The sequence below is a fragment of the Geothrix sp. genome (genome assembly GCF_030219325.1).
Classification (GTDB): Bacteria; Acidobacteriota; Holophagae; order Holophagales; family Holophagaceae; genus Geothrix.
This window is the reverse complement of sequence record NZ_CP126625.1, coordinates 226,774-251,990: the sequence shown is the minus strand read 5'-3', so window position 1 is coordinate 251,990 and position 25,217 is coordinate 226,774. Positions and strand designations below refer to the sequence as shown.

Below are 25,217 nucleotides of genomic sequence, written 5' to 3'. Positions count from 1 at the left end.
TGGTTTTGCAGTGGGCGGAAATCGAGTTCGGAGGCCGGGCCTTCGCCCGTCAGGGCCTCAGCCGCGCAGGTCGTTCGCGGCGTCGGTCATGCCGCGCTTGAGATCGGCTGCGGCGAGGGCGGTGCGGCCCTTCAGGTCGTCCCAGGTGTCGCTCGCGTCGTCGGCGAACTCCCCGGCCCGGCGCTTGGCGCGGAGGGAGAGGTCCTTCAGGTTGCCGCGGAGTTCGGGGCCGGTCTTGGGCGTGGTGAGGGCCACGACCACCGCGCCGACGGCGGCGCCGGCGAGGAAGGTCAGGAGGGTGGTGCCGTAGGAGGAGGTCTTGGGTTCGCTCATGGTGGGCGTCCTATTCAGGTTCTTGGGGGGTGGGCCTGCTCTTGAAGAAGGCCAGCACGGCGCTGATCCCTCCGATGACGCCCCCGAAGTTGCGGGAGGCGGAGTCAATGGTGTTTCGAAAGCGCGCGTGCCATTCCGAGACGGTGGTGCCGATCTCTCCGACCGACTTGGCGAAGACCGACAGTTCGCCCAGGGAGCCCGCCAGGGAGCCCGCCAGGTGGTCCATGCGCAGCCGGGAAGCATGCACGTCTTCGGCGATCTGGGTCAGGTCCTTCCGGGTGGAGAGCAGGAAGAGGTCCAGGCTCTGGGCCGTCCGGCGGAGCTGATGGAGCAGGGGCACCAGGCCGACAGCCAGGGCGATCAGGACGAGGATGAGGGTGATCTCGAGGGCGATGGGCATGGCGGGCTCCAGAAGGGTGGGCTCAGGCGTCCTGGCTGGCCGTCAGCATCCACAGCGCCTTGTCCATGGCGCGGCTCACCGAGGTGTAGAGGTCCGCCGTGTCCTGGTCGCCGAGCTTCTCGGCCTTCCGGATGGCATGACGGACCCGGCTGGTGTAGTCGCTGTAGCGGTCGATGAGCGCGTTCACGTGGACCATGCTCTGCTTGGCATCCAGGGGGTACTCCTCCAGATGGGAGGCGCTCCCAGCGGCGCGGATGGTGCCCAGGGCCTGGCCACCCAGAGCCACGGCCCGTTCGGCCATGTCGTCCACGGTGGTGCCCAGCTGGATGTAGAGCTGGTCGAAGAGGAGGTGCAGACCATAGAAGTTCGGCCCCTTCACGTTCCAGTGGGCCTGCTTGGTCTGGTAGGCCAGGTCGAGGGTGTCCGCGAGCGACTGGTTCAGCAGGGCCACCAGCTCGATGGTGGTTTTCTCGTTGAACAGCTCATGCTCGAGGAGCGCGGGGTGCTTGCTCATGTCTGACTCCTAGGGGGATCGGTCGGGATGGGGGGGCTGGCAGTGTGTCGGGTCCTGGGCGCCTGGTCAGTGTTTTCCCCTGGAGTGGTGGAACAGGTCCCGGAGCTCCGTCCAGGCCTTCTCGGTGCCGGTCTTCAGGCTTTCCCAGGTCTCGTCACCGGCCTCCTGCAGGCTGTGCAGGCGCTGGCCGGCCTCGGCGTGGGTGCGCTCAAGGCTGTCGATGGTCTTGTCGTACTGGACCTTGGCGCTCACTTCCGCGCGCCCGGCCTTGGCCCGGAGCACGTCGATGTCGGCCTTCCACATCGCCAGCTGGGCTTCGAGGTTGCTTTCGTAGGCCTTGCGCTTCTCGAACATGAGGGCACTCCTAGAGGACCCTCCGGCCCTGGATGAGCCGGATGAGGACGACGACGATGGCCACGATCAGGAGGATGTGGATGAAGCCGCCCATGGTGTAGGAGCTCACGAGGCCGAGGGCCCACAGGACGAGCAGGATGATGGCGATGGTCCAGAGCATGGTGGCTCCTCTCTTGGGATGTGAAGCCCCGACCCCCGGAACGTTCCGGGGGTCGGGCATGGAAGGGTCTACCTCACCGTCATCCGGTTGTGGACGGACTGCACGCCGTGGATGTCCTCGACGAGCTTGGTGACCAGATCGCGCTCAGCGGCATTCTTCGCCTCGCCGTTCAGGCTGACCACCCCGTTCAGGGTGGAGACCTTGGTGGCGAGCATGCTCGTGGACTTGTGGAACAGCAGGGTCGACTTCACCTGGGCCGTGATGGAGGTATCGTCCACCTTGTCGCCCATGGTGCGCCGGTTGGACTTGGCGATCACCAGGTCGTTGCGGACCTCGGTGACGCCCTCCACGTCCTTGGCGTACTCCCCGGTCAGCTGCTTCTCACCCAGGGTGTCGGCCTTGCCCGTGAGGGTGACCACCCCGTTCTGTGTGTTCACTTCCGTGCCCGTGGCGCTGACATGCTTGTGGAAGGCCAGCACGGTCTTCACCTTCATGGTGATCCAGCCATCGGAGTGCTCGGCGGGCTGCTCGCCCACGACCCCCAGCTGGTTGTCCACGCGCTTCACGCCCGGCAAGCCGACCACGGTCTCCTGGGCCAGGAACTTGTGGTACTCGCGGGCCACGGTACCCGTCAGGGTGACCACGCCATCGGCCGAATCCACCTTGATGTTGTCGTCCTTGAGATAGGTCTTGAAGTTGTAGCTGGTCTTGGCGGCATGCTCGATCTTGTGGTCGGCATCCGAGGCTTGGAGCGACACGCCGGTCACCATGATCATGGCGGCATAGGCCGTGATGGCGGTGGCGGGGGAGAGCCTGAAATTGCGCATGGTGAGTTCACTTTCTGCCCGAAGGGCGAATGGGGTTGAAGTGCTGGTGTTTCCTAGATCTTCGTGGTGCCGGGGTAGCTGATGATGATGTTCACGCGGCGGTTCTCCTGTTGCCCCTCCAGGGTGGTGCTGTAGGCGAAGCGGCGCGTCTTGCCGAAGCCTTCCGCGGTCAGCCGTGAACGCTCGATGCCGAAGTTGTCCACCAGGTAGGTGACGACGTTCTCGGCGCGGCGCTTGGAGATGGCCATGGCAGAGGCATCGGTGGTCTTGACCTTGCCGGCGTGGCCTTCCACCGTCGCGGTGACGGCGGGATTGGCCTTCAGGAAATTGGCCACCTTGCGGAGCTCCTCGCGATGCTCGGGCTTGACGTCGTCCTTCAGCAGGTCGAACTCGATCTCCAGGGCCATGGTGATCCGGGCGGGCTTGACCTTCAGGCCCTCGATGTCGGTCACGCAGGAGACGACGGCATTGATGCGGCGGTTCTGGCGCTTGCCTTCCTCGGTGGCGTTGTCCCCGATGGGGCGGGCGTACCCGTAGCCCACGGCCGAAAGGCGGCTGCGGTCCACGTGGACGGTGTCCACCAGGTAGGTCACCACGCTCTCGGCCCGCTGCTTGGAAAGGGCCAGGTTGTGTTCCTCGGTGCCGACATTGTCGGTGTGGCCTTCGATCACGGCGGTGGTGCCGGGGTACTTGGTGAGGAAGGTCCCCACCACGGCGAGCCGTTCCAGGTCGTCGCGCTCGATGGCGCCACGATCAATCTCGAAGGTCAGGTCGAGGATGGTGCAGTACTGCTCGGTTCGGGCGACAGCCGGTACGACCACGGGGAGGGGCGCCAGGTAGGGTTCCGGAGCGGGGGCCACCGGCTCAGGCGCGGGCGTATAGGCGACGGGCGTCGGCCTGGTCCGTCCGAAGCGCACGAGGAGGCCAATGGAGGCCAGGTCGATGTCGCCCTTGCCGCCGACGGCGTCGTTGATGCGGTAGCGCTCCAGCTCGGCACGCATGCCGATGGTGGGAGTGAAGTCGTACTGCAGGCCGCCGCCGTACTTGACGTTGGTCGCCTGCTCACTGGGATTCGGTGTCGCCACGGTCACAGAGCCCGTTCCCGAGAACGTGCCGCTGGTCTTGGCCCGATCCACGCCGATCCGGCCGAACACCGAGAACTTCTCGGTGAGGGGGAGACTCAGGACAGCGTCGAAGTTGAAGCCCTTGACCTTGATCTCGCCGTTCAGGGCGCCCGCGGGCAGGGTGGTGGCGTCGTAGCCGAACTTGCCCAGGTCGAAGTAGCCGCTCTCAAAGGCGAAGTACTTGTTGAACGAGTAGCCGCCAAAGACCTTGTAGCCGGTGCTGCTGTTCTGGTCGTTCAGCGTGGTGACGGTGAAGCCGGAGCCCACGATGCCGCTGGTGATCTTCGCGTCATCGATCTTCGCCTTGGACTTCCCGACGTTGAGTCCGATGTACCAGCCCGAGTCCTGGGCCATGGCGCGGGGGCTGGCGATTAGCGCGAGCGCCACCAGGCCGAGCATTCCTGTGAGTCTTGATGCCTTCATGGGGTTCTCCAATGGGTGGGTGAGCGGGGCTCAGGATGCTAAAGGGCAGGAACGTTGACGGTATTGGTGTCGAGGGCGATGGTGCCGGCGAGGGTCGCGCCAGCCAGGATCCGGCCATTGATCACGGCACCCGTCTTCGCCGTGGCATCCCGACCCGTCACGATGGTTCCGAAGAAGGTCGAGCCGACGCCGATGGTCGCGTCCAGGGTGGGAACCCAGAAGATGTTCTTGGCCTGGGCCCCGTTCACGAGGCTGATGTTGGCGGAGGTGGTCAGCGATGAACCGATCTGGAACACCCATACAGCGTTGGCGTTGCCACCGGCATCCATGATCAGGGGCGTCGAGACGAGGATGGTGCTGCCCGAGGTGTAGGTTCCGGGAGGAATGCCCAGGGGATACACGGCCGCCAGGTCGGCACCCGCGGTGACGGTGGTGCCAGGAGGCAGGTTCTTGGCGAAGTTGTAGGCCACGAGCAGGTCGATGGCCGCCTGGTGGGACACGGTGTCATTGATGTGGATCTGGCCGTTCACCTGCACCGGCAGCAGTCCGTTCGATGTGCCGGGTTCCAGGGAGACGTTGCCGTTGACCATGGTGCCGGCACCGGTGTTCGTGATGGCGGAGGTGGCCATGATGCCGTTGACGCCGGCCGAACCGAGGGCCACGCCAGCGGCTGCCACATTGGTGCCCGTGGTGAAGGTCCAGGGGTTCGGGGCGAGCCCGGCCACCAGGGCGTTGCCGGACAGGTCCTTGGCGCCGGTGATCGTGGCGGTGTACTGCGTGCTGGCCGTCAGGGGACCGGAGGGGCTGAGCGTCGCAATGCGGCTCAGCGCATCATAAGTGACCACACCCAGGATCGAATTGCCGAGGGGCGGTCCGCTGGGCTGAAGGGTGAAGGTCGTGGTCGTGAGGCTCGACAGGTCCATCGGCTTGCTGAAGGTGGCGTTGATGCTGCTGTTGATCGCCACACCGGTGGCCAGGTGGGCCGGGCTGGTGAGAATCACGGTCGGCGCCACCAGGTCGGGTGCCGATGCGACGAAGGTCCACATGAAGTTGCTGGCGGCCGGCAGGGCCGCCTGATTGCCAGCCAGCTGATTGCCAGCCTGATCCGTGGCGGCCATGGTCACGGTGGCGGTGTAGGTCGTACCGATCGCCAGCGCGGCCGCCGGCGTGAAGACCGCCGTCCGGCTGCCGGCCAGGTAGGTCACGGTACCGACCGGGTTCGCGCCAGGTCCTCCGCTCGTCACCGTGAAGGAGGCGCCGGACAGCGAGGCGGATGCCATGGCTTCGGAGAAGGTGGCCGTGATGGCCGAGTTGGAAGGCGCCACCACCGTGGGGCCGGGATTTGTCGTGGCCGGCTGGGTGAGCGTCACCCGGGGCCGGATCGTGTCCGGGGCTGTGCCCGACACGACGCCACTGCCACCCAGGATCGGGTCACGCCCCCGGCATCCGGCTGCGAGGATGAGCAGCAGGCAGCCCATGGGGACCGCCAGCCGTTGGATTTCACGTGTGGAATGATTCATGGAGAACTCCTTGAGGTTGAGGGGGGTGGTTGTGGATGGTTGGAAGACCTGCCCGCTTCGTCAGGGCAGAGCCTGGCTGGCGGCGCCGGAGGTCTTCGATGGGGCGAGTTCCGAAGCGGCCGTGGCCGCCGCCTTGGCGGTGCGCTGGGATCGAACCCACCAGCTGAGGGGGCTGACCATATCGGGCTGCACGACCTTCATCGTTTCCTGCGGAGACAAGGGCAGCCTGTCCACCGAGCGGAGCTCGGCAGTCGAGGGGATGGACCGCGGCTGCTTGCAGGCGAACTGCGAGGCCACCATAGCCACGCCGGTCAGCATGGCCAGGGCGTACATGACGCGGCGGATCGTTTCAATTCGAGAACTCAAGGGGGAACTCCTCTTACTGAAGTTCTCCTCCGCACGAACCAAGCCATTTCTTAACATCTGTTAAATCAAATTTTAAATATCATCAACTACTGGAGCCTGGTGGTATATTCGATCAAGATGAACGACCCACTCCTTCAGTCCGAAGGATGAAGGCCACCGATGCGTGCCGAGGATCTGGACCACAAGGAACTCCTGGAGCTGGATCCAGGAGGTGGAGTCATCCGCTTCGCGGGACAGCGCGCCATCGTCCTGGATGCCGTGGCCATGGGCCTCCTCCGCAAGTACCTGGTCGAGAACTTCGGCCTCACCGCCGCCCGCACTGTGCTCACCCAGTTCGGCTTCGCCCACGGCTGGCGCATGGCCGAGGCCATGCAGACCGAGTTCAAATGGAGGAATGATGAGGAGTGGCGCCAGGCGGGCAGCCGCATTTCCGCCCTCGGTGGGCTGTTTGGCGTGGTGCCTGAAAGCCGCGATCCGCTCTCGAAGGAAGGCATGATGCTCCTGGCCTCGTACGAGGCGGAGCAGCACCTGCTCCACTTCGGCCGGGCCGACGCACCCATGTGCTGGACCATCAGCGGGCTCATCAGCGGCTACCTCAGCCGCACCGCGGGGAAGGAGATCTTCGTCCTGGAGGATCGCTGCCTGGGCAAGGGGGACGCAGGCTGCCACCTCTTCGGCCGCACGCGCGAGGAGTGGGGTGACGAGCGGGCCGGCGAGCTGCGCTTCTATGATCAGACCCGCTTGGCGGAGTGCCTCGATGTCTCGATCCAACGGGTCACCGAGACCCTCAAGGCGGCTGAGCGGAAGATCAAGGAGCACAAGCGCGTCCTGGTCCTGGTGACACCCGAGGGGGATGAGCCCATCCTGGGGATCGTGGCCAAGAGCCCCGCCATGAAGCGGGTGGTGGACCTGGCCCGCCGCGTGGCCAAGGTGGATTCCACCGTGCTCGTCACGGGCGAAAGCGGCTCGGGCAAGGAGCGCATCGCCCGCCTGGTCCACGAGGAATCCACCCGGGCCGCAGGACCGTTCATCGCGGTCAACTGCGGCGCCATTTCCGAATCCCTGCTGGAAAGCGAGCTCTTCGGGCACGCCCGCGGTGCCTTCACGGGCGCCACCCACGACCGCCCGGGCCTGTTCGAATCCGCCAATGGCGGAACCCTGCTGCTGGACGAAGTGGGCGAGGTCTCGCCAGGGATGCAGGTCAAGCTCCTGCGGGCCATCCAGGAGCGCGAGATCCGGCGCGTCGGCGAGAACAAGAACCGCAAGGTGGACGTGCGCATCATCGCGGCCACCAACCGGAACCTTTCCGCGGAAGTCACGAGCGGTGCCTTCCGCCAAGATCTCTATTACCGCCTCAAAGTCGTCGAACTGAACGTCCCACCCCTCCGGGAGCGCCGGGAGGACATCCTGCCCCTGGCCCGGGTCCTGCTGGCGGGTTCGGCCCTGTGGATGAAGCGGAAGATCTCAGGCCTGACCCCGGCGGCGACGGATCAGCTCGTCCGCTACGCCTGGCCGGGCAACGTGCGCGAGCTCGAGAACGCCATGGAGCGTGCAGTGGCGCTGTCGCCGGGAACCCGGGTGGAATTCGAAGACCTGCCGGAGGAGGTCCGGCAGGCGCGCCCCATCCCCGCAGCTTCCGACGGAACCGTCCGTCCCCTCGATTCGATCGAGAAGGACTACATCCTGGAAGCCCTGGCCCTCAACAACGGCAACCAGACGCGCACCGCCGAGCAGCTCCAGATCGGTTCCGCCACCCTCTACCGCAAGCTCAAGGGCTACGGCGTCATCGCCGGAAACCGGTCAAGCCGCAAGGACGCCTGACCAACGGAAGGACTTGACCCGGGACCGTCCTGGTTCCGGTGATTCCGTGGATGGAGCGGGGCTCCTCGGAGAGCACAGCAGATTAACCCTTGCGAGGATCCTCAACAGCCACGAGCGGGCAGACAGCCGAGGGATGGGATCCGTGACGCTGGGCCCAGTCGGCCTCGCCATCGGCCCCCAGCACGCGCCAGCGCGCCTCCCACATGGCCTGGAGTCCATCCTGGTAGGTCTTCTGGGCGGTTTCCTGGGTCGAAACCTGGATGAGCTTTCCGGTGGAATTCATGGATGATCCTTCTCGGGCAATGATGTGTGAAAGGGAGGAGACGGACTGGAAACCCAGTCCATCTCCTCCCGTGCCTATCCAATGACGACAGGGCCCTGAGCCTTAAAGCGCGGGCAGGTTGACGTGCGTATTGACCATCGTGACGGAGGCGTTCAAGGCCAGCACTCGGCCCTCAAGGGTCACCACGGTCACGTTGCCGGCGGTGGAGAACGTCGTGGCCGCCGACGAGATGATGGTGCCGACCATGTGGCCCCCGCCTGCTGCATTGATGGTGGCGGCGCTGCCCACCTGCCAGAAGACATTCTTGGCCTGGGCGCCATTGATGAGGATGACGCTCTGGGGGAAGGCGGCGCCAGGACCACCGACGAGGAGGGTGCTGGCCATCTGGAAGACGAAGATGGCATTGGGATCGTTGCGGCCATCGAGGGTGAGGTCACCCCCCTGAATGGCAAAGGACGCGGCCGCGGATTTGTAGATGCCAGGTCCGAGCGTGCGGTTGCCCAGCTCGCCGGCGCCGCCGCCCAGGGTGGCGACATCGATGCCACCGGGAAGCGCCGCAGGAGACAGCGCATCATAGGCTTTCAGGGCGTCCAGGGCCGCGGCGGAGGCGATCACGCTGGGCACGGAACCGTCAGGGGCGGTGGCGGTGAAAACCGTGCCATTGACGGCGCCGATGTTCAGGGGGGTTTCCGTGTAGACGGCATTGCCATCATGGAAGCCTGTGATCATGGTGGTGATGCCGGTGGTGCCGAGATCCCCGTTGATGACCGTGAAGATGCCCGAGTTGGTCACCCCGGCGCCGCCACCGAAGACGCCGAAGGGGGATGCGGACCCCAGAATGGCGGAGTAGGGCACTCCTGCAGGAGTCACAGGAGGAGGCGCGACCACGGGATGCCGATGCTTCCGGCCCTCGTGGCGATCGTCATGAAGGGCATGTCCGAAGGCGGGAATCGCACTGGTCATGCCGCCGAGAATGAGCATTGAGATGAGCTTGGTTCGAGGTGAAGTAAACATGGTGATGATCTCCAAAATCGGATGTTGATTGCGGTTGTTGAGGATTGCTTGCAGATTTCAGGGTTAGGGCGCCAGCACTTCTCTGCCTCCTTCGAATCAGCGGGTGGAATGGCGGGCAGACGGGGGCTGTGCCCCCCTGCCAGGTGATTCGTGGTTCAGGGGCCGTTCACTGGGTGGCAGCAGCGGGCTGCGTGTCCGCACCCGCCAGGCGGCTTCGGTTCGGGTCGATCTCCAGTCCCTGGACGAGGTGCGCGCTTGTGCTTGCGCAGGTTCGCTGGGCTGGAAGGTCTGGTCGCCTTCGCAGGGCATCCTGGCGGGTGGGAACCCTTCAGCCGATTCTGGATTTCCGTTCATGCCTCTTAGAGGGAGGAACCCATCGATCGGCTGAAGGGATGGGCGACTAGAGCGCCGGCTGGGTCACGGTGCCGTGGTCGAGGGTGACTGCCGTTTGCGCGAGCAGCCGACCGTTGATCGAGGCGCCGGTCGCCAGGGTGATGCCTGTCTGGGCCAGGACGATTCCTTCCATGTGGGAGGTGGTGCCGAGCACCACCGCACCGCTCACCTGCCAGAAGATGTTCTTGGGAAGCGCGCCGCCGGCCAGGATGATCTTGGTGGCACTGCCCATGGTCAGGGTCTGGGCGATTTCGAAGATCCAGATGTCCGTCGCGCTGCCGGTGAGCGTCAGATCCGTGGGGATCAGGACGCCACTGCTCCACTTGTAGACACCCGGGGCCAGGGTCATGCCACCGATGTTGCCGGCGCCCAGTTCGGTGACGTCGGCGGTGCGGCCGGCGGCATCCGTGAAGGCGGTCTGCATGTCGCCGACGGCGGTGGTCAGGCTGGCGGGAGTGGGCGCGGCATACTCGGCCGCGTAGACCTTCCCGGTGACCTGCAGGGAGGTCGAGAACACATTCGAGGCATCCGCAGTCAGGGAGAAGCCCGTGATGGCGGCGGAGGCGATGGGACTGACGGCGATGTCTCCGGTGATCACGGAATCAGGCACGGTGGAGATCCCGGTCTTGGCCAGAATCACGTAGTTGCCGGCGGTTCCAAGGTTCACCGACCGGCCGATTGACATGGGACTGCAGGTGAAGCTCCAGGCGCGGTTGGCGGCGAGGGCCATCCCGGAGGCGCTCTTGGCCCCGGTGCTGATCATCGCGGTATACATGCCATTGTTCGCCAGCGGCGTCGACGGCAGGAAGGTCGCGGTCATGTTCGTGTAGCTGACCGTGCCCTGGACCGGCACCGCCATGGAACCCATGCCGGAGGTCAGGGTGAAGGTGAGCGAAGTCAGGGTCGTGGGATCCATGGCTTCACTGAAGGTGGCGCTGGCGTTCTCGTTGACGAGAACATTGGTGGCCCCATCGAGGGGGACGCTGGACAGGACGGTCGGAGTGGTGGGGACGTTGCTGACCGTGGTGAAGCTCCAGGTGCGACCCGCGGCGAGGGTCACGCCGTAGGCGCTCCGGGCTCCGGTGTTGATGGTCGCGGCATAGGTGCTGCCGGCCGCAAGCGGAGCGGACGGCACGAACACGGCCGTTGAATTGGCGTAGGACACGGTGCCCGGGACCGGAAGGGCCCCAGCTCCGGAGGTCAGGGTGAAGGTGCTGGCGGTGAGGGTGGCGGGATCCATCGCCTCGCTGAAGGTGGCGCTGGCGGTGCCCGAAAGCGTGACGCCCGTGGCGCCGTCGAGGGGGGAGTTGGCAAGGATGTGCGGGACCGTCGTGTTGCCCGCGCCGGTGGTGAAGCTCCAGGCCCGGTTGGCTGCCAGGGCCACGCCAGCGCCGTTCCTGGCCCCGGTGGTGATCGTCGCCGTGTAGGTTTCATTGGGCGTGAGCACGGCCATCGGCTGGAATACCGCCGTCGAATTGGCGTAGCTGACCGTCCCAGAAACCGGAACCGCACCTGCGCCGGCGACCAGCGTGAAGGTGGCGGAGGTCAGCGTGGCGGGATCCATCCCGGTGCTGAAGGTAGCGCCGATCTTCTCACTGAGGAGGACGCCGGTGGCTCCATTGAGGGGCGTATTGGCAAGGACCATGGGAGCTACTGGACTCGCGCCCGCCGCCACGGTGCTGGCATCCAGGGTGACCGCGGTCTGCGCGAGGATCCGGCCGTTGATCGAGGCGCCGGTCGCCAGGGTCACCGCGGTCTGGCTCAACACCACGCCTTCGAGGTGGGCCGTCGTGCCGAGGTGGGCCGCGCCGCTCACTTGCCAGAAGATGTTCTCGGGCAGGGCGCCACCGGACAGGATGACCTTCGTGCCGTTGCTGAGGTTCAGGTCCTGGGCGATTTCGAAGATCCAGACATCGGTCGCACTGCCATTCAAGGTCAGGTCTGTCGGGATGAGGACGCCTGTGCCCCACTTGTAGACGCCTGGGCTGAGGGTCAATCCGCCGAGGTTGCCGGCACCCAGCTCCGTGACATCGGCTGCGCGCCCAGCGGCATCCGTGAAGGCCAGCTGCATGTCGCTGACGGCCGTGGTCATGTAGGTTGGGGTGGGAGCCGCGTAATCGGCCGCGTAGACCCGTCCGGTCACCTGGGAGGAGGTCGAAAAGCCGTTCGAGGCGTCCGCGATCAGGCCGAACCCCGTGATGGCGGTCGCCGCGATGGGGCTGACGCCGATGTCGCCCGTGATGGCCGAGGTCGGCACGGTCGAGATCCCGGTCTTGGCGAGGATGACGAACTGCTTGGCCGAGCCCAGGCTCACGGGCAGCGCCGGGGTGGTCGAGGTGGAGATCGCCTGCTTGGTCTTGGCCCCTGGGGCGGCTGCGCCACAGGCTGCCAAAGAGAGGAGGACCAGCAGGGCTGCGCCTGGTCGATAGAGGGAGGACTTCCAAATGGATGTCACGGTGGATTCCTTGCGTGAGTAGGTCGGAAATTCTTTTAAAAACGCCACTCACCAGCGATGGAGCATTCCAGACCTAGAAGGGCAGCATTCGTTCCACTTCTTTAAGTTGTCATTAATCTTTTATTTCCAGTCGTTGTGAATGCCCATCGATTTTGAATGCCCATCAATGTGATGGCATTCATTTCCAGTTTGATGGGTGCGGATGGACGTCTTGCCGCCGGGAACCCCGGTTTCGGCTCGGGCTTAGCGGCAGGGACCGATCACCTGCCACCAGGACTGGGTCGTGGCCGACGGCCGTTCTACCGGTTCTTGGCTTCCCGGCCAAGCATGCCGTAGCTCTTGAGCCTGCGGTACAGCGTCACGGGGGAGATCTTGAGCTGCTCGGCGGTACGGGCCTGGTTCCCGCCGTTCAACTTCAGCACGGCGAGGATGTGGTCCTTCTCGACCGCCTCCAGCGGCAGCACCGTGCCAGTGGTGGCATGGGGTCGGGGGATCGCCAGGCAGACCTCCACGGGCAGGTCCTGGGACTCCACGCGGCTCCCCCGGGCGAGAGCGACAGCCCGCTCCATGGTGTTCTCGAGCTCGCGCACATTGCCCGGCCAGGGGTAGTTCAGCAGGTGGCTCGCCGCACCCGAGGCCAGGCCCGACACCTGGCGCTTCATCCGCAGGGCCGAGGCCGCGAGGAATTGCCGGGCGAGGGGCAGGATGTCCTCCCGGCGCTCGCGGAGGGGCGGCACGTTCAGCTCGACCACCTTCAGGCGGTAGTAGAGATCCTGCCGGAAGGAACCTTCCGACACACTGGCGGCAAGGTCGCGGTTGGTGGCGGCGAGGATGCGGACGTCCACCCGTCGGCTCCGGTTCTCGCCGACACGGCGGATCTCCCGTTCCTGGATCGCCCGCAGGAGCTTGATCTGCATGCCTGGCGAGATCTCCCCGATCTCGTCCATCAGCAGGGTGCCCTGGTGGGCCGCCTCGAACAGACCGGCCCGGTCATGCGTCGCGCCGGTGAAGGACCCCCGCACGTGTCCGAAGAGCTCGCTTTCGAGCAGGGTCTCGGTGATGGCGCCGCAGTTGACGGCCACGAAGGGCCCCGCCGCCCGCGTGGACTCGTTATGGATGAACCGCGCGATCCGCTCCTTGCCGGCGCCGCTTTCGCCGGTGATGAGGACGGTGGCATCGACCCGGGCCAGGCGCCGCGCCCAGTCCAGGACCTGGCGCATCGCCTCGCTCTTGGCGACGAGGCCCAGCGGATCGTCGAAGCTGGGGACCGCCTTTTCCAGCAGCTGGCGGTGGGATTTCAACTTTCCCTCGGCCGCCTTCAAAGTGTCCGTGACCCGCTGGAGTGAGACATCGAGGCAGTCGTGGATCCGCTCCGATTCGAAGAAACCGAGCTCGTTCGCCCGGTCATCGCCCCAGGCCTCCCGGGTCTTCCCGGTGAGATGGCAGCAGCTGTCGTTCCTCCCAGTACAGCGGTCTTCGAGGACGAAGATGTCCTCGCCGGCGATCCGGGAGAGGTAGCCACTCAGAATGCCGCTGATGGTCCAACAGGTCGGGGCATCGGAACGGCCGAAATGGAGGATGTGCTGCTCCGCCTCATACGAGGAAACGATGCGGATCCCCTCCTGGACGAGGGGGTCCTTGCACGCCGATTCCACATGGAAGTGCCCGCCGAGCGCATGGATCCGGGTGGCCGCAAGCAGCCAGTCATCCTCGCTATCCATCGTGAACCCGGAGCGTACGGCCTCGGCGACCCGCCAGCCATGGGCGAATCCGAACTGGGTGAGCAGGGTCCGGGCGGCCGACAGGCCGAAATTCTCGACCAGGTACTTTCTGAGCACTCCCAACGCCTCGGCATCAAGGATCAGCGCCCGCCGGCCCGCAAAATGGATCAGGCCCCGATCCGGATCCAGGTCCAGCACCTCCTTGTGGTCGAGCTCTTTGGCACGCATGCGGGGCCCCGACTTCCATCATTTTAGATTTGCTCCATCAATATCGTTCAAATTGAAGTGGATGCTTTCGAATTGAACGGTAATGCAGAGCCGTTTTATTTTTCTATATTTCAACTTGTTTTATTTCAATTTTTATAATTGGTTCATAAATTGCTAACAATTGGGCAGACCGCGAAATCCTCGATTCCCGAGATCCCGGCTTCGATCGCCTGATCGAGACCAGAAGGGATCTCCCTTCCCCGCCCCTCCTCCAGCCCGCCCACCCGCTCCTCCTACCCATCGATTCCCGAGGGGGTTTCTTTGGTCTGCCCTGTCATTCCCGTGCCGAAAGCCCATCGGATCACCGAGTCAATTCCCCACCGAGGTTCATCGTGTCCATGAAATCCAGTCGGTTGCCGGCTCCACCCATCGCCCTGCTCAAGGGGATCAGCTCCCTGGTCCCGCTGCCACGGGAAGCCAATCGGTTGAGGATCGGCTTCCATCCGACGGCCGAGGCCGAGCTCGATAGGGAGCCCATGCGGGATGCAGCGTTCTTCATGCGCAGCCGCGGCCAGTCGCATTCCTCTGACGGCGACCCGAGGGAAGATGCAGAGCCCCCCCGGCGCAATGCCAGGGAGAAGCAGGATCCTGCGGCCAAACCCACCGCGGCGCCACCGGTGACCGGGAAGCCGAGCTCCGGAAATGGCCGGAAGTCCTGACATGGTCGGGTCCGTCCCCCCACGCCCTGGTGAGTTCCTGGTTCCGATCCTGGTTCCCCAGCCCCCGCCTGCATCCGTCCCGGGAGGCAGCGAGCTCTCATGGGACTGGAGAACCCTGCTCAGCCATGCCCTCGGAAACCACTGCAAGCTCTCCGACGATGCGCTGACTTCCCTGGGCGTTCCCCAGGAGTACTCCCTTCAACCGGACAGCCCTGCCTCCGAGTCCTCTGATGTTCGGCCAGCCTGACGGCACAGGGGCGATGCTCCTGGCCTTCTGGAGGGAGGGCAACCTCTGCGTCCCAGAGCGGCGAAGGCTCCGGCCTGCCGTCCAACCGACCCACCGTCACCAGGAAAGGAGGAGCGCCGTGGCCGAGCAGAATGCAGCGGTGGGCATCTTCAACTCCCGGCGGGAGGCGGAATCGAGCATCCGGACGCTCCACATCGCCGGTTTCGACATGAAGCGGCTATCCATCGTCTGCCGGGATGTGGAAACCGGAGGACCCCTCGCCAGCCATGGCGATGCGGACGACAGCATCGAGGTCTGGGACAGCCAGGCCGGCTTCTGGGGCGGGACCCGTCGTCTGGTGTTCGGCTCCGCTTCCTTCCTCATTCCGGGCCTGGGCACCCTCACCGCCTTCGGCCCCCTGGTGTACTGGCTCGTCGGAGCCCTGGACAGCGGACTGGTGGTGAGTGATCTCGGCGTCCTGGGCAGCGCGTTCCTCAGCCTCGGCTTCCCCAGGAACTGCAGCCTGCAGTACGAGGCCGCCATCACGGCCGACAAGTGCCTCGTCATCACGCACGGCGCACCCTTCGACGTGTCGGTCGCCCGGGCCATCCTCGTGACCTCGGGGGCGACCCACTACGCCATCCATCCGGGCGTCCTGTGCGACGTGGGAGGCGGATCATGACCCGGCTGCCCTCACCAAAGCCAAAGATCGACGAGCTTCCGCATGCCGAATCACGCCTGACCTGGTTCCTCCGGAGTCTCCTCGGCGGCCTCCCGGCCCATTTCGGCGTCGACCCGCTGCGAGCGGAACGTGACCGCTTCGACTACACCGCCCTGCAGGCCGCTCTCAATGGAGCCACCTTGGAGCTCCTGGATCACGATGCCCGGTGCCGCACCGCCTGGAGCCGTACCCGGGAACAGGCCCAGGAGGCCTGGCGCATCCGGTTCTGCGAGGCCGAACACCACCGGCATATCGCCAAACCACGGCCAGTGGCTTCCTTCAGCTGGAATCGACTGGTCATCACCTGAACAAACAACCCCAACCAACCACGGATACCACCCCACCCCCATCCACAACCCCAGGAGATGACTTCTGGGGCCACCCCTGCAGCCCCCCCCGCTGTAGGACCTTCTCTACCCCGACGCGCATCCGCGCGGCTCTTCCAAAGGTGATCTATGCGTGTTCGTACTGGCTCTGCACCAAGAACATCTGCGCTTCTGCGGCGGACGGGGAGGCCCTTCCTCGGCCTGGTGGTAGCTGCTCTCGTCTGCGGCCAGTCCGCCACCGCCCAGGCTCCGCCGAAGCCGCTGGGGGTCCTCGTGCCCCAGGGGGTGGTGACACCGCCCCTGACCCACTTCACCCAGGAGCTCCGGGGCGTCGGACCCGGCGCGATCCCCGTGGCGGTGCCTGACGGCACGCGGACTTTCCCGAACGGGCAGGTCGCCGACCACTACAGCATCGACATCAATGAATTCACCGACACCCTGCATCCCGACCTGGGCGGGCCCACCACCCTCTGGGGCTACAACCCGCGCACCGCCCTAGGCGTGACGGGGATCCCCGTTCAGAAGCACCTGGGCGGCATCATCGTCGCGCAGCGAGGGCACCCGGCCCAGCTGACCTTCCACAACAACCTGCCCAATGCCCACATCCTCCCCGTCGACGCGACCCTCATGGGTGCCCAGGGGGCGGTGAACCGCACCAGCACCCACCTCCACGGGGGATTCATCCCCTGGATCAGCGATGGCGGGCCCTTCAACAACTGGGATCCGCAAGGCGGGAAGGGCACGAGTTTCATCAACAACCAGGTGCTCAGGCCCGGAGAGGTGGTCCCCGCCAATGAGGCGGAGTACTACTACCCGAATGATCAGAGCGCCCGCCTGATGTGGTACCACGATCACTCGGTCGGGATCACGCGCCCGAATGCCTATGCCGGCATCGCCTCGGCCTACATCCTGCGCGACGCGTTCGAAGCCTCGCTGGTGCGGGATTTCGGGCTGCCGCAGTTCATCGAGAAGGGGGGACGCGAACTTCCCATCGTCTTCCAGGACAAGATCTTCCAGACCGCTGCCCACCCGGATCCCGCCTTCCCGGGGAGTGCCGTGGGACCCGGGGACCTCTACTACCCCTATGTCTACAACAGCAGCAAGTGGGAGCTCGGTCCTGGCGCGCCACCCCCGGTTTCGATCGTGCCGGAGATGTTCGGCGACACGATGCTGGTCAACGGAGCGCCCTACCCCAAGGCGACGGTGGACCCCCGGCGTTATCGCCTGCGCATCCTCAACGCCTGCCAGGCCCGCTTCCTCAACCTCCAGCTCTACGAGGATAACGGCGCAGGCCGGCCAGACTTCACCCGGCCCGGCCCCAACTGGACCGTGATCGGCACCGAGGGCGGCTTCCTGGCCCATGCGGTGAATGTCCCCTCGGGCGTTCCTCTCAACACGGTCGCGGACTCCCTCGGCAACCGCGCCGTCGACCCGGCCAACCCCGGAGGAAGCCTCATCATGGCTCCCGGTGAACGCCTGGATGTCCTGGTGGATTTCCACGGCAACGGCGGGAAGAAATACATCATGTGGAACGACTCGCCGGGGCCCTATCCAGGTGGGTCCATTGACAACGACTTCCCGAATGCGGCCGGGGATGGGGATACCCAGACCCTGCTGCGGTTCGAAGTCAAGGCGGACAGCCCCGCGATTCCCAGGGACAAGCCCCTGCGGATCTCGCCCGCGATGCAGCTGGCGGGCTTTCCGGACGCGAAGATGGATCAGCCCCTGGCCGGTCCTGTCTCGACCACGCCCATCCCCTTCCTGAGCTGGAACACCACGCCGGCAGCTCCGCTGCCGATACCGATCCGTCGCGGCGTCACCGTTCGGCAGCTCACCCTGAACGAGACGTTCGACGCCGACGGCCGCCTGGTCCAGATGCTCGGAACCAACGTCGCGCCAGTGCAGGTCGGTGATTTCACCCGGGCCTACGCGGACCCGACCACCGAGACGGTCAAAGCCGGGGCGACGGAAGTCTGGCAGATCGCCAACCTGACGGCGGATACTCACCCGATCCACATCCACCTCGTGAACATCCAGATCCTCTCGCGGCAGCCCTTCGATACCACCGCCTACCTCGCGGCCCCCGTCGGTCAGGCAGCCAGCATGATCTACACGGGTCCGGCCCGTGGCCCCGAGACCACGGAGATCGGCTGGAAGGAGACCATCAAGATGCACCCCGGCGAGGTCACCACCGTGATCATGAAGTTCGATCTGCCAAGGAATCTGCCCTTCGTGGTGCCGCCCAGCCCCCGGACCGGTGGCGCCGAATATGTGTGGCACTGCCACATCCTCGAGCACGAAGAGCACGACATGATGCGGCCCCTGGTCGTGAAGTAGTCTCCCACGCCCATGGCGGGGGATCGTCGTCCACGATTCCCCGTCATGGAGCCGGGGGCTAGCCCGGGGCACCGGATGGACACCCAGAACCGCACGATTCAGCTGAGGGACTTCGGCATGAACCACCGCACACGGACCATCCCCGCACTCGTCTTTTCCCTGGGGGCCCTGTCCGCGACCGGATTGGCGGCCCAGACACCGGCGCCCTACACCCGCTCCACCGAAAGCTACTCCGTTCCGGATGTCACCCTGGTTGACCAGGACGGAATGGGCGTGTCCCTCAAGGCCATGCTCGAATCCCGCGAACCCGTCATCGTGGATTTCATCTTCGGGACCTGTACCACCATCTGCCCGGTGCTTTCGGCGGGTTACGCGAATCTTCAGTTGAAGCGGCCACCCGGGGCGGCCCCTCTGCACCTGGTGTCCATCTCCATCGATCCCGAGCACGACACTCCCAAAGTGATGAGGGACTATCTGAAACGCTACCGGTCCAGGCCCGGCTGGCAGTTCCTCACCGGCCGACGCGAAGACATCGACAAGGTGATGCGGGCCTTCAACGCCTACATCCCCAACAAGATGGCCCACTACCCCCTGACCTTCATCCGCGTGCCCAGAACAGGCAAGTGGACTCGAATTTTCGGCCTGATGAGCTCCACGGAGTTTGTCGCCGAGTGCCGCAAGGAGGGCATCCTATGATCCAGCGAATCGAGGAAATCTCCCCACTCCGGACCTTGTTCCAGGCCCTGGCCCTCTTCCTGCTGGTCTCATCCAGTGCGGCCGTGGCGGCCCCGCCAAGGCGGGATGCGAGGGCTGCGTCGGCCGCCCCGTCCCGGGAGGCCCTGGGTGAGCGCATGTACCGCGAGGGCCTGCTTCCTTCGGGGGAACCGATGCAGGCCCTGGTTAACGGGGACGTGCCGGTATCCGGCACGGCCTTCACCTGCGTGAGCTGCCACCTGCGCAGCGGGTTCGGCTCCTGGGAGGGCGGCATCCCTACCCTCGCCATCAGCGGTGCCCGGCTCTTCCAGCCCAGGTTCGTGAAGTTCCCCAACCTGAGCCCGGAGGAGCGCAAGCGCCTGAAATTCCGGACACCCCCGGTGCGGCCCGCCTATACCGACGAGACCCTCGCCCGCGCCCTCCGTTCGGGACTCGATCCCGCCGGGCGCACCCTGCGCCAGGTCATGCCCCGCTACGACCTGGCAGAGGAGGACATGGCCACCCTGATCCACTACCTGCGGACCCTCAGTACCGAAGCGCCCCCGGGCGTGGATGCCAGAACCATCCATCTGGCCACGGTGATCACGGCCGAGGTCAGTCGGGAGGATCAGCAGGCCATGCTTGTGCCCATGAACAACTATGTGACCCGGCACAACCAGATCCCGACTGGTTTCCACAACCGCATGGACCGGGGCGTCGGCGGCATCGATCCAGGAGGCAGCTATCGCCACCTGTCGCTTTCCGTGTGGCGCTTGAAGGGCTCGCCGGATTCCTGGCCCCGACAGCTGGAGGCCTACCTGGCGAAGGAACCGGTCTTCGCCCTGCTCGGCGGGCTTTCCTATCAGGACTGGAAGCCCATCCATGCCTTCTGCGAATCCCACCGGCTCCCCTGCCTATTCCCCATCACGGATTTCCCAGTGGTGTCCGACTCTGACTGGTATACCCAGTACTTCTCAAAGGGGTACTACCAGGAGGGTCAGGCCGCCGCCCGCTTCCTCCGGGGCCTGACCTCCAGGGGGCAGGTCCAGCGGGTCCTTCAGGTCGTTCATGATGGGGCCGAGGGCCGGGCGCTGGCCGCCGGGTTCCAGGAAACCTGGCAGGAGCTGGGCCAGGGCGAGGCAAGACAAATCCGCCTGGTGAAGGGCGAAACCCTGAACCGGGGCCTTCTCGAATCCCTTCTCCAGCTGGAGACCTTCACCACGGTGATGCTGTGGACCGGCGCCGGCGCCTTCCCGGCCCTCGATGGCCTGGCGGACCGGCCAGGCCGTCCCGAGCTCGTGTTCATGTCCTCCCGGCAGCTCGGCCCGAAGCTCTACAGCCTGCCGGAACGGGCCCGGGCCTATACCTACCTCACCTACCCCTACCGCGACCCCGCCTATGAACCGAAGGTGTCCAAGCTCGCCGATTCCCTGCTGACGGGGATAGAGAAGGGGAACCCAGAAACCCGGATTTCCACCCGGACCTACTCGATGATCCAAGTCTTCCGCCAGGCCCTGCTGGACATGGACCGCAACATCCACCGGGAGAACCTCCTGGACCGCATCAGCCTTCAAGGGGACCAGTCCCTTCCGGATTTCTTCCGCCTCAGCTTCGGCCCCGGTCAGCGCTACGCCTCCAAGGGCTGCTTCATCATGCAGCTCGCCTCCGGCCCTTCACCAAACCTGATCCAGAAGAGCGATTGGGTCATCCACTAGGAACGCAGACAAGGGCCATGCCCACCTCGACTGGATCCTGGAGGCGGAAGTCACTGGCCCGGGCCCTCACAGGTCGTAGGTAATCTTCCGTTTGTGGACGATGCTGGAGACTTCGGCACCGACATCCATGCCGATGCGCAGGTTCAGCTTGTACCGGCTGTGCTCGTTGAAGCGGTCCACGGCCTCGATGATGTCCAGCGCCTTCCGTGAGGCCTGGATCGTGCGTTCGGCCACCGCGTCGGTCAGGCCGATGGCCGCCAGGTAGGCGTTGCCGATGGTCCGGGTCCGGTCCATCACCGGATTGTGGAAGCCGTCCACGAAGCGATGGGAGATCTCGTCCAGCACGCCGACCAGGACTTCGGCGCTCGCCCCCTCCGTAAACTTGGTGAAGGCCAGGATGTCGGCGAACAGGACCGACACTTCCGCATAGCTTTCAGTCACGAGCTCCGTGAAGACGCTCGTCTTCGCCTCGGGCCGTGCCTGCAACCGTTCCGCCAAAGAGCCGGGCAGTACGTTGAGCAGGAGGCGCTCAGACACTTTCTGCTCGGCCAGGATGCGGTCGTAGAGCTTCTTGGTCTCCTGGTGGAGCAGGCGGACTTCGAGCATGTTGTGGACCCGGAGCAGCACCTCCGCCAGGTCGAAGGGCTTGCTGACGAAATCCTTGGCCCCGGCCTTCAGCGCCCGCAGTTTGTGGTCCGGCTGGGCGGTGATGACGAGGACCGGGAGATAGCCGCCCTTTTCGATCTCCTTGAGGTTCTCCATGACCTGGAAGCCGTCCATGCCCGGCATCTGGAGGTCCAGCAGGATCAGGTCGTAGTGGTTGATCAGGTGGAGTTCGCAGACCTGGCCCGGGTCCATGGTCGAGGCAATGGAGGTGTAGTGGGCCTCCCGCAGCATCTGCTCAAGCAGGCGCACGTTGGCCTCCTGATCGTCGACGATGAGGATCCTGCCCTGGAGGATGTCCGTTGCACTGATCATGTGTACCGCAGCTCCTTACTTGCCTTCGATGGATGCCAGCCGTGCGAACTCCAGGGCCACATCCAGCGTGTCCATGAACTCGACGACGTTGATGGGCTTGGTGAGATAGCGGAAGAAGCCGGCTTCCAGGCCCTTCTTGATGTCACCCACCATGGCGTTGGCGCTGATGGCGACCACCGGGACATGGAGGGTCAGAGGGTCCTTCCGCAGGAGGGCCAGCGCCTCGATGCCACTGAGCCCGGGAAGGTTGATGTCCATGAGAATGACGTCCGGCTGGTGGTCGCGGGCCATCTGGAGGCCCTGCATCGCATCCACCGCGCCGAGCATCCGCAGGTCGGGGCGCCGTCCGATGAGTTGGGACACCAGCTCCAGGTTGGCCGGATTGTCCTCCACGTACAGCACCGTGCGGGGTGACCCGACGTCCGCATCCGGCGCCGTCGCCTTGTCCATGAAGCTGTCATCAAGACCGGGAGCTGCAGGGGCCGCGGATGCATTGAGGTCGTACCAGAACACGCTTCCGGTGCCGACCTTGCTGTCCACGCCGATGGCGCCGCCCATGAGCTCCACCAGCAGTTTGCTCATCACCAGGCCGATGCCCGTGCCCTCCTCGGCGCTTCGTTCCTGGCCGAGGCGGTTGAAGGGCTGGAAGAGCTGCCGGACCTGGTCGGGCGCCAGGCCCTGCCCGGTATCCCGGACGCTGATGCGGACGCGCCCCTGGACGGTGGAGGTGCAGGCCACCACCACCGTCCCCCCGGGCCGGTTGTACTTGATGGCATTGGACAGGAGGTTGATGAGGACCTGCTTGAGGCGGACCCGGTCGGCCCTCACGAAGATGGGCGCGTCGAAGGCCGGGAAGGTCAGCTTGATGCCGCGCTTCTGGCTCTGGGGTTCGATGATGGACCGGCAATCGAACATGACTTCCGCCAGCGAGACCGGCTCTTCGGAAATGGAGAGCTTGCCGGACTCGATGACCGCCAGATCCAGGATCTCATTGATCAGCTCCAGCAGGTACCAGCCCGCATGGAGAATGCGGTCGATGCTGGCCTTCTGCGACGGGCTCGCGGCCGGGGAGGCCGAGTCCATCAACTGGGCGAAGCCCAGGATGGCATTGAGGGGCGAGCGCAGCTCGTGGCTCATGCTGGAGAGGAACTCGGACTTGGCGAGGTTGGCCTTGTCGGCGATAATCCGGGCGCTCATCAGTTCCGCGTTCTTGGCCTGCAGGGCCTCGTCCAGCAGGGTCCGCTCGGCCTCGATCTGGATCCGGGCCGTGTTGTCGGTGCCGATGAGCAGGTACCCGATGATGGATCCCTGCGCATCCCGCAGGGCCGTCACCGATACCAGCGCCGGCAGGCGGCTGCCGTCCTTCCGGGTGTAGGTCAGCTCATAGATGTCCTCGATGCCCCGGGAGGCCTTGAACACCAGCGCCTCGAAGCCCGGCGTGATCGGGGTGTCCAGCTCCTGGCTCAGGGCCCTGGCCCGCTCGATGAGCTCCTCGGGATCCGAGATGTCGGCCGGGGTGATCTTGTTCAGGACGTCTTCCGCCGCGTAGCCCAGCATGCGCTCCGCGCCGACGTTGAAGATCTGGATGACGCCCTTCGCATCCGTGGCGATGCTCGAGAAGTTGGCGCTGTTGAAGATCGCGTTCTGGAGCGCCCCGGCCTTCAGCAGGGCCGCCTCCACCTGCTTGCGGGCGCTGATGTCCCGGAGGATGCCCGTGAAGTAGCGCTGGCCGCCCAGCCACATCTCGCCGACCGCCATCTCCAGAGGGAAGACCTGGCCATCCTTGCGCTGGCCCTCGACCTCCCGGCCGAAGCCCAGGGCGCGGGCCTCTTCGCTGGCCTGGAAGAGATCCAGTGCCCCGTCGAGCTGGACCTGCCCGAGCTCGGGGATCAACCGGCCGAAGCTCTGGCCGATGAGGTCGGTCGCGGCGTACCCGAACATCCGCTCCGCGGCCGGGTTGACGGTCTGGATGACCCCGTTCCGGGCATGGATGGTGATGATGCCATCCACCACGGTGCCTAGGATGGTCTGGATCATGGCATTGCTGTCGTGCAGGGCCTGCTGCGAGGCGTACTCATCGGTGACGTTGCGGAACACCAGGACGGCGCCCACCACCTGCCCAACCCGGTCGCGGATCGGCGCGCAGCTGTCGGCGATGGCCCGCTCAGTACCGTCCCGCCCGATGAGCAGGGTGTGGTTGGCCAGGCCCTGGATCGTCCCCCGGGCCAGGGTCTCCATGACCGGAGCCACCGCGGGCAGGCGGCTTTCCTGGTTGATGATGCGGAAGATGTCATCCAGGGGGCGACCCTTGGCTTCGGCCAGGGTCCAGCCGGTGAGTTGCTCGGCGACGGGATTGAGAATCCTCACGCGGGCCTCCGCATCGGTGGCGATGACCGCGTCCCCGATGGAATTGAGCGTGACCGCAAGCTGTTCCTCGCTCGCCTGAAGGATGGCGTTGACCCGCTGGAGCTGGTCGTTGGTACCCTCCTGGATGCCAAGCAGGTGTTGCGTCTCCGCATGGACCAGGTCCCTGATCCTCTGCCGCGTCTGGCGGTGCATGGCATAGACGAAGAAGAAGGCCACGAGCAGGGCGAAGGCGCCGACCACGGCCAGGATGACGAACAGGGCCGCCAGGTTCGACTGGAGCGCCGCCTCGTATTTCGCCACCTCGCCATCCTCGATCAGGAGGAACCCGCCCATTTCGACCCGGATGGCATCCATCAGGCGCCTGCCCTGGCCTTCCGCCACGACCGCCACCGCCGCCTTCACCTGGTGGGCGCGGCGCAACTCGATGACCCTGGACAGCTCGGCCAGCTTCGCATCCACCAGGGGCTTCAGCGCCGCGAGGTGGGCGCGGGCCGCACCCGTTCGGGCAAGCAAGCCAAGCTCGTCCAGCTGCCGGTGAACACCGTCTCGAGCGGCTGCATGGGGGCTCAGAAAGGCCTCGTCTCCGGTCAGCACGAAGCCGCGCTGGCTGGTTTCGGCATCGCTCAGGGCCGTCAGCAGGGTCTGCGCCTGGACGATGACCTCGTAGGCATGCCTGCGAGCCTTGGCGGCCCCCTTGACCTGGATGAACACCCAGAAGGACGGGATGATCAGGAGGGCGGCCAGGAGGATCGCCATGGCCAGGGTGGCGTAGGTCCGGGACGAGGCTTTCAGGCCCCCCGGGCGGGTTCGGGAAAGGTCCTCTCCCCCCTCCAGGGTAGGCGGCGCAAGGGCGGGAGAGAGGACAATCTTGGGCACGGCCAACCTCTGGGAAACCGCGAAAAACGTGCGGATCGCGAGGCCGAAGATGCAAGCAGCACCTCGACTACTTATACGCCCATCCCGCATGGAATCCCGTCGCCGCGGAAATAGGGGTGGATGTATCTGCAGTGTGTGTCGCAGGACACATCGTTTCGCTGAAAGTGAAGTTGGCATTCTCGGGAAGAGAACGCCGGTGGACCTCTGGGTGGAATCGGGCTTGCGGCGTCGATGGCCGGGGGTGAGAAGCTGAGCCTCGGCATGGAGGCTGCGCCCTTCCGGTGTGAGATCCTCCCGGAGGAGATGCAGCACGTTCCGTTCCGAACCATAAAGAGCTTACTCAA

At 65.4% G+C, this 25,217-nt stretch carries 21 protein-coding genes; 6 read left to right on the top strand and 15 right to left on the bottom strand.

All coding sequences use genetic code 11. From position 1 onward, the window contains the following. Positions 1-57 precede the first annotated feature (57 nt). From QOZ81_RS01090 to QOZ81_RS01050, 9 genes are all read right to left on the bottom strand, one after another. A complete protein-coding gene (locus tag QOZ81_RS01090; RefSeq protein ID WP_291202890.1) occupies positions 58-333 on the bottom strand; it encodes a YtxH domain-containing protein in 276 nt (91 codons plus the stop codon). 10 nt (positions 334-343) lie between these two features. Beyond that, positions 344-733 (bottom strand): hypothetical protein, encoded by a 390-nt coding sequence (locus QOZ81_RS01085; protein WP_291202893.1) that lies wholly within the window; start codon positions 731-733, stop codon positions 344-346. 22 nt (positions 734-755) lie between these two features. Then, positions 756-1,247, bottom strand: coding sequence for a DNA starvation/stationary phase protection protein Dps (gene dps, locus QOZ81_RS01080; protein ID WP_291202896.1), 492 nt, complete (start codon positions 1,245-1,247; stop codon positions 756-758). 66 nt (positions 1,248-1,313) lie between these two features. Continuing rightward, the gene (locus QOZ81_RS01075; protein WP_291202899.1) at positions 1,314-1,601 is read right to left on the bottom strand and encodes a hypothetical protein; all 288 of its coding nucleotides are present in this window, start codon (positions 1,599-1,601) and stop codon (positions 1,314-1,316) included. Between the two features lie 10 nt (positions 1,602-1,611). After that, the gene (locus QOZ81_RS01070; RefSeq protein WP_291202902.1) at positions 1,612-1,761 is read right to left on the bottom strand and encodes a lmo0937 family membrane protein; all 150 of its coding nucleotides are present in this window, start codon (positions 1,759-1,761) and stop codon (positions 1,612-1,614) included. Positions 1,762-1,829: 68 nt separating this feature from the next. After that, on the bottom strand, positions 1,830-2,588 hold the full coding sequence (locus QOZ81_RS01065; RefSeq protein WP_291202905.1) for a BON domain-containing protein: 759 nt from the start codon (positions 2,586-2,588) through the stop codon (positions 1,830-1,832). A gap of 53 nt (positions 2,589-2,641) precedes the next feature. Beyond that, positions 2,642-4,135, bottom strand: coding sequence for an OmpA family protein (locus QOZ81_RS01060; protein ID WP_291202908.1), 1,494 nt, complete (start codon positions 4,133-4,135; stop codon positions 2,642-2,644). Between the two features lie 38 nt (positions 4,136-4,173). Next, positions 4,174-5,655, bottom strand: a complete 1,482-nt coding sequence (locus QOZ81_RS01055) for an Ig-like domain-containing protein (RefSeq protein WP_291202911.1) — start codon at positions 5,653-5,655, stop codon at positions 4,174-4,176. A 60-nt stretch (positions 5,656-5,715) separates the two neighbouring features. Beyond that, positions 5,716-6,021, bottom strand: a complete 306-nt coding sequence (locus QOZ81_RS01050) for a hypothetical protein (RefSeq protein WP_291202914.1) — start codon at positions 6,019-6,021, stop codon at positions 5,716-5,718. Positions 6,022-6,180: 159 nt separating this feature from the next. Between QOZ81_RS01050 and QOZ81_RS01045 the strand changes: the two genes are divergently transcribed. Further along, the gene (locus tag QOZ81_RS01045) at positions 6,181-7,842 is read left to right on the top strand and encodes a sigma-54-dependent Fis family transcriptional regulator (RefSeq protein WP_291202918.1); all 1,662 of its coding nucleotides are present in this window, start codon (positions 6,181-6,183) and stop codon (positions 7,840-7,842) included. An 82-nt stretch (positions 7,843-7,924) separates the two neighbouring features. On the opposite strand, the gene QOZ81_RS01040 is transcribed toward QOZ81_RS01045, so the two are convergent. The 4 genes from QOZ81_RS01040 to QOZ81_RS01025 all read right to left on the bottom strand — a co-directional run bounded on the left by QOZ81_RS01040 (position 7,925) and on the right by QOZ81_RS01025 (position 13,936). Beyond that, the gene (locus QOZ81_RS01040; protein ID WP_291202921.1) at positions 7,925-8,125 is read right to left on the bottom strand and encodes a hypothetical protein; all 201 of its coding nucleotides are present in this window, start codon (positions 8,123-8,125) and stop codon (positions 7,925-7,927) included. A gap of 102 nt (positions 8,126-8,227) precedes the next feature. Next, on the bottom strand, positions 8,228-9,088 hold the full coding sequence (locus QOZ81_RS01035; RefSeq protein ID WP_300715251.1) for an ice-binding family protein: 861 nt from the start codon (positions 9,086-9,088) through the stop codon (positions 8,228-8,230). Between the two features lie 451 nt (positions 9,089-9,539). Further along, a complete protein-coding gene (locus QOZ81_RS01030; RefSeq protein ID WP_291202927.1) occupies positions 9,540-11,987 on the bottom strand; it encodes an ice-binding family protein in 2,448 nt (815 codons plus the stop codon). A gap of 299 nt (positions 11,988-12,286) precedes the next feature. Beyond that, positions 12,287-13,936 carry a sigma-54-dependent Fis family transcriptional regulator gene (locus QOZ81_RS01025; RefSeq protein ID WP_291202930.1) on the bottom strand — a complete coding sequence of 550 codons (1,650 nt, stop codon included), beginning with the start codon at positions 13,934-13,936 and terminating at the stop codon, positions 12,287-12,289. A 1,063-nt stretch (positions 13,937-14,999) separates the two neighbouring features. Between QOZ81_RS01025 and QOZ81_RS01020 the strand changes: the two genes are divergently transcribed. From QOZ81_RS01020 to QOZ81_RS01000, 5 genes are all read left to right on the top strand, one after another. Further along, on the top strand, positions 15,000-15,542 hold the full coding sequence (locus QOZ81_RS01020) for a hypothetical protein (RefSeq protein ID WP_291202935.1): 543 nt from the start codon (positions 15,000-15,002) through the stop codon (positions 15,540-15,542). After that, the gene (locus tag QOZ81_RS01015; RefSeq protein ID WP_291202938.1) at positions 15,539-15,889 is read left to right on the top strand and encodes a hypothetical protein; all 351 of its coding nucleotides are present in this window, start codon (positions 15,539-15,541) and stop codon (positions 15,887-15,889) included. The genes QOZ81_RS01020 and QOZ81_RS01015 overlap by 4 nt, the downstream gene beginning before the upstream one ends. Before the next feature lie 222 nt (positions 15,890-16,111). Further along, positions 16,112-18,244, top strand: a complete 2,133-nt coding sequence (locus QOZ81_RS01010) for a multicopper oxidase family protein (RefSeq protein ID WP_291202941.1) — start codon at positions 16,112-16,114, stop codon at positions 18,242-18,244. 75 nt (positions 18,245-18,319) lie between these two features. Continuing rightward, a complete protein-coding gene (locus QOZ81_RS01005; RefSeq protein ID WP_291202944.1) occupies positions 18,320-18,940 on the top strand; it encodes an SCO family protein in 621 nt (206 codons plus the stop codon). Further along, positions 18,937-20,652 carry an ABC transporter substrate-binding protein gene (locus QOZ81_RS01000; protein ID WP_291202947.1) on the top strand — a complete coding sequence of 572 codons (1,716 nt, stop codon included), beginning with the start codon at positions 18,937-18,939 and terminating at the stop codon, positions 20,650-20,652. Before QOZ81_RS01005 ends, QOZ81_RS01000 begins: the two co-directional genes overlap by 4 nt. A 66-nt stretch (positions 20,653-20,718) precedes the next feature. Here the strand turns inward: QOZ81_RS01000 and QOZ81_RS00995 are convergent, their stop codons facing one another. Next, positions 20,719-21,630 (bottom strand): response regulator, encoded by a 912-nt coding sequence (locus QOZ81_RS00995; protein ID WP_291202950.1) that lies wholly within the window; start codon positions 21,628-21,630, stop codon positions 20,719-20,721. Positions 21,631-21,645: 15 nt separating this feature from the next. Beyond that, positions 21,646-24,873 carry a PAS domain S-box protein gene (locus QOZ81_RS00990; RefSeq protein WP_291202953.1) on the bottom strand — a complete coding sequence of 1,076 codons (3,228 nt, stop codon included), beginning with the start codon at positions 24,871-24,873 and terminating at the stop codon, positions 21,646-21,648. Between the last annotated feature and the right edge of the window lie 344 nt (positions 24,874-25,217).